Source organism: Bacillus sp. MBGLi79 (assembly GCF_002953915.1).
Genome location: NZ_CP026521.1, coordinates 2,434,019 through 2,437,958, shown reverse-complemented (window position 1 = coordinate 2,437,958; position 3,940 = coordinate 2,434,019). Strand labels below are relative to the sequence as shown.

General features: G+C 39.1%; 8 protein-coding genes. 5 read left to right on the top strand and 3 right to left on the bottom strand.

What is annotated here, in order from left to right; all coding sequences use genetic code 11:
* Positions 1-188 precede the first annotated feature (188 nt).
* Positions 189-533 (top strand): PH domain-containing protein, encoded by a 345-nt coding sequence (locus tag C1T29_RS12040; protein ID WP_003220141.1) that lies wholly within the window; start codon positions 189-191, stop codon positions 531-533.
* Positions 534-611: 78 nt separating this feature from the next.
* Here the strand turns inward: C1T29_RS12040 and C1T29_RS12035 are convergent, their stop codons facing one another.
* Both C1T29_RS12035 and C1T29_RS12030 read right to left on the bottom strand, forming a co-directional pair.
* Positions 612-845 (bottom strand): hypothetical protein, encoded by a 234-nt coding sequence (locus C1T29_RS12035; RefSeq protein ID WP_014664266.1) that lies wholly within the window; start codon positions 843-845, stop codon positions 612-614.
* 4 nt (positions 846-849) lie between these two features.
* Entirely contained in the window at positions 850-1,113 is a 264-nt protein-coding gene (locus C1T29_RS12030) for a hypothetical protein (RefSeq protein WP_004399338.1), read from the bottom strand.
* Positions 1,114-1,179: 66 nt separating this feature from the next.
* Between C1T29_RS12030 and yocM the strand changes: the two genes are divergently transcribed.
* The gene (gene yocM / locus C1T29_RS12025) at positions 1,180-1,656 is read left to right on the top strand and encodes a salt stress-responsive protein YocM (RefSeq protein ID WP_014664265.1); all 477 of its coding nucleotides are present in this window, start codon (positions 1,180-1,182) and stop codon (positions 1,654-1,656) included.
* Here the strand turns inward: yocM and C1T29_RS12020 are convergent.
* Positions 1,643-1,870, bottom strand: coding sequence for a hypothetical protein (locus C1T29_RS12020; protein ID WP_069149723.1), 228 nt, complete (start codon positions 1,868-1,870; stop codon positions 1,643-1,645). The genes yocM and C1T29_RS12020 overlap by 14 nt on opposite strands.
* Before the next feature lie 76 nt (positions 1,871-1,946).
* On the opposite strand from C1T29_RS12020, the gene C1T29_RS12015 reads away from it, so the two are divergent.
* The 3 genes from C1T29_RS12015 to azoJ all read left to right on the top strand — a co-directional run bounded on the left by C1T29_RS12015 (position 1,947) and on the right by azoJ (position 3,623).
* Positions 1,947-2,279: a hypothetical protein gene (locus C1T29_RS12015; RefSeq protein ID WP_103749663.1), complete on the top strand. Its 333-nt coding sequence runs from the start codon at positions 1,947-1,949 to the stop codon at positions 2,277-2,279.
* 74 nt (positions 2,280-2,353) lie between these two features.
* Positions 2,354-2,845, top strand: a complete 492-nt coding sequence (locus C1T29_RS12010) for a TraR/DksA family transcriptional regulator (RefSeq protein WP_014664262.1) — start codon at positions 2,354-2,356, stop codon at positions 2,843-2,845.
* Positions 2,846-2,996: 151 nt separating this feature from the next.
* A complete protein-coding gene (azoJ, locus tag C1T29_RS12005) occupies positions 2,997-3,623 on the top strand; it encodes an FMN-dependent NADH-azoreductase AzoJ (protein WP_014664261.1) in 627 nt (208 codons plus the stop codon).
* Positions 3,624-3,940: the final 317 nt, after the last annotated feature.

Genomic DNA, 3,940 nt, shown 5'->3' with positions numbered 1-3,940 from the left:
CAATATGTGCGTATTACTTGATGACAACAGCTTAAAAGCCGAAAAACAAATCAAAAATTTGAAAAATGTAATCTGTTCGTAATGGTTTAAATGTCTTCTATGTCGTATTCTTATATAGGGATAAAGGACTTATTTTTATGTAGTGAATGATAAAACAAATAGATAAATGCAGAAAGAGGGGTTCTTCATTGGGTATTTTTTCTGTTAGCAGATCAACGGACGCAAAGAAGCTTGAAGCTTTGCTCGTTGAAGGGGAAAGAATAGAATCGATTTATAAGCTCCGAGTGGACCAAATTTGCTTTACAAATAAGCGGATCATTTTCTTTGACAATAAAATGTTTTCCAAAAAGAAGGTTCGTGTATTTCTTCCATATAAAACAATTGAAAGCTTTGCCATCCAAGAAGCGGGAATGTTTGATCCGGACACTGGGCTTTTATTGATGACAAGAAGCAAAACGTTCGAATTAGAATTTGCGAAAGACACCGATTTAAGCGAAGTTCAGGCGGTGCTGACAAAGCATTTGTGCAGCTGAATATTTCATGAGCCAGCCGTTCAAAAATGGTTAGGCTTTTTTTTATAAAAAAAACAGGGCATATGCGCCCTGTTCTGGTTATACCACACTGTTTTTCGCTGAGTTCGAATCAATAAGATCTGCATCTAATACATTTGAAATCGGTACGACAAGAGGAGTAAAGTCGCCATTTTCTTCTCCAAAGCCTTGATTTATTTTGGCTGATAAAAAGTAATCGACCTGCTGATACGGACCGAGTGTTAAAGAGGAACCACGGTCCATCGTATTGATTTTAAATCCGCCGACATTCACGACGGAGGGTGAAAAGAACATCTCATCACTTCCTTTTGATCGAAGAGTTAACCGCTTCACTTTCAAAAGAGGCCGGAGAATCAATTTGGTCTCTGTCATCCACATGGCTTCTCGTGCCCATAAATCCGCTCGCATCTCCAAAATTCTGTCCGTAGCCTTGATTTTTTTTATCTGAATTTTGCCATTCTGCCAATAAATTTTGTCCTACGTTAACCGCTGAAGCATTTTCAAAGGAATTAATTTTCAGCATGAAAATATTAATATTGATATACGGAGTTGGTTGAACCACAGGCAAACCTCCTTTCTATAGTTGTATGCTGGCGGTTATAAAGTATGTTAAGACAGGGGGCTTCAAATGGATTTCGAAAAGATGAAGCAGTGGATGGAATTCGCACAGCAGATGTACGGCGGTGACTTTTGGAAACAGGTATTTGATGAAGACCAAAAAACCCCTTTTATGACAAATGGCCAATCTCCGTTTCCGTTTTCGCAGCAAGATCAGCGAGGGAAAGGAGATGCTTCATTTCCAAGCATGGATATTGTAGATACCGTTACGGAAGTCCAGTTTTTGATCTATCTTCCAGGCTACCGTAAACAGGACGTTCACATATTATCGTACGGAGATTATTTAGTGGTGAAGGGGCAGCGCTTTTCCTATTTTAATGAACAGGACTTTCGCCAAAAAGAAGGGAAATACGGAAGTTTTGAAAAGAAAATTCCGCTTTCCGATCATCTTCATGGAAAGATGAGTGCCATTTTTAAAGACGGAATCCTATACATCACCATTCAAAAAGACGAAGGTCAAGCGAAAACCATTGTTATTGATGATTGATTTTCATACTGAGTGCATCTGCTCCGTCACGGTCATCAATTGATTCAATTGGAATGACCATGGCCACAAAATCTGCATTTTGTTCCCCGAAACCGTTATTTCTTTTGATAGCAGAGCACTTGTTCCTTAATTCCGCAGAACCAAAGGTAAGGGATGAGCCGCTGCCTATCGTGTTAGTTTTGAGATGAGCAATATTGATGTTAGTCGGAAGCATGAAAACCTCTCCTTTCTTTGGGATATACACATTATATATGTAGACGAAAGAGGAGTATGCAAAGGGTCGTGATGTCATGAAAAAAATGCTTAGGTCCCTGATCGGGCATTGTTTGAAATCAGAATTTGACAAACTGCGTGAATGTGAAGAAAGGCTTTCACGGCTTGAGGAACAGAACAACAGCAGCAAACAGCAGGCTGAAGAAACCTATATACATATTGAAACGCTGAATGTTGAAAAAATTGATTATCATCTCGAATTCGGCGAGCTGACCATTGATGAACTGAGCGGCAGATTAAATATAGGCGCAACCTATTATATGCCGCCAGAAGAGAAAGACAAAAAGTGCCGGCGAAAATCCGAAGCGCCATCAACACCAGCGGTCACGATCCGTTCAAAAAGGCAGTAGCTCATCCTTCCATCCATGTTCCCATGTTTGACAGGAGGCAAAACGGGAAACAGAATAGAAAGGAGAGGATATACATGGCACTGACAAATGAACAAACACAGCATCTCTATCATAAATTGCTCGATATGCAAAAAGAATTGTCTGGAGAGAAAAAGGAAACAGAATCAATGACAGAAGAAGTGGGGGAGCTTTCCAATGGGGTTGACAACCATATGGCAGACCACGGTACGCTCGTCACAGACCGGATGACAGACCAAACGGTGAGAGAGATTGACCGGGAGCTGTTAGAGGAGGTTAACCATGCATTACAAAAGATGAAAGAAGGAACTTACGGCGTGTGTGAAAAAACGGGCCAAGACATTCCTTACGAAAGACTTGAAGCTGTTCCCTATGCGAGAATGACAGTTGAGGCGCAAGCTGATATGGAGGATGACCTTGAGGCAGATGCTCCTTCATATGAACGAGCGTTTCACGAACAGGTAAAAGATCTATCCAACAAAGAAACAATTGATCAAAAAAGCTCACAGACGTATGAAATCTTGGATCGTGAACAAGATTCGAAGTAAAAATGCCAGGCAAGTACACCGATATTAGATGTACTTGCTTTTTTTTTTGAAAAAAATCTCATATTCAAAATAAAGTGATTGACTTTGAGTGAAAAAGAAAGTAACATACTATTTGTAAGTAAATATAAAAAGTTTACCGGGAGGAATACAAATGTCTACAGTTTTATTTGTAAAATCAAGCGACCGTACAGCTGAAGAAGGCGTTTCAACTAAACTTTACGAAGCTTTCTTAGCTGCTTATAAAGAAAATAACCCTAATGATGAAGTGGTTGAATTAGACCTTCATAAAGAAAACCTTCCTTACCTCGGAAGAGATATGATTAACGGAACATTTAAAGCAGGTCAAGGAATGGAAATGACAGAAGAAGAGAAAAAACAAGCAGCAATTGCCGACAAATATCTGAATCAGTTTGTAAAAGCTGACAAAGTTGTTTTCGCATTCCCGCTTTGGAACTTCACAGTGCCAGCAGTGCTTCATACTTATGTTGATTACCTGTCTCGTGCAGGCGTTACATTCAAATACACACAAGAAGGACCAGTTGGTTTAATGGGCGACAAAAAAGTTGCACTCCTTAACGCGCGTGGCGGCATTTATTCTGAAGGACCAATGGCTTCTTTAGAAATGTCATTAAACTTCATGAAAACAGTTCTTGGTTTCTGGGGTGTTCAAGACTTACACACAGTTGTCATCGAAGGACATAACGCAGCGCCTGATCAAGCGCAAGAAATCGTTGAAAAAGGTTTACAAGAAGCAAAAGATCTTGCTGCAAAATTCTAATGAACAAAAACTCCTATCGCATTGATAGGAGTTTTTTTGTATACATATTTATATAGAAGAAAGTGATGAATCCTCTTAGCGAAAAAAGGCTGTTTTTTTATTGTAATATATTTTTTGATTTGTCGAATCTTTGGATATAATAGCGAAAAAACATTTTTATTGGCTGGAAAAAGTTTTTCTAAACAATTGTTCTGGCCTCTTGATTAAAACCGCCCGATGGTGTACTATATAAAAGAAGCTACTTTGTGCGTATTGTTAATTAAGTTTTAACCTTTAAGCTGTAATAGGGAGTTTTATATCGAAGCTGGAATGTCATG

Coding starts and splice junctions, on each gene's coding strand:
- C1T29_RS12035 (WP_014664266.1), bottom strand. CDS start 845: ATGTTCTTTTCACCCTCCGTCGTGAATGTCGGCGGATTTAAAATCAAT.
- yocM (WP_014664265.1), top strand. CDS start 1,180: ATGGATTTCGAAAAGATGAAGCAGTGGATGGAATTCGCACAGCAGATG.
- C1T29_RS12020 (WP_069149723.1), bottom strand. CDS start 1,870: ATGCTTCCGACTAACATCAATATTGCTCATCTCAAAACTAACACGATA.
- C1T29_RS12015 (WP_103749663.1), top strand. CDS start 1,947: ATGAAAAAAATGCTTAGGTCCCTGATCGGGCATTGTTTGAAATCAGAA.
- C1T29_RS12010 (WP_014664262.1), top strand. CDS start 2,354: ATGGCACTGACAAATGAACAAACACAGCATCTCTATCATAAATTGCTC.
- azoJ (WP_014664261.1), top strand. CDS start 2,997: ATGTCTACAGTTTTATTTGTAAAATCAAGCGACCGTACAGCTGAAGAA.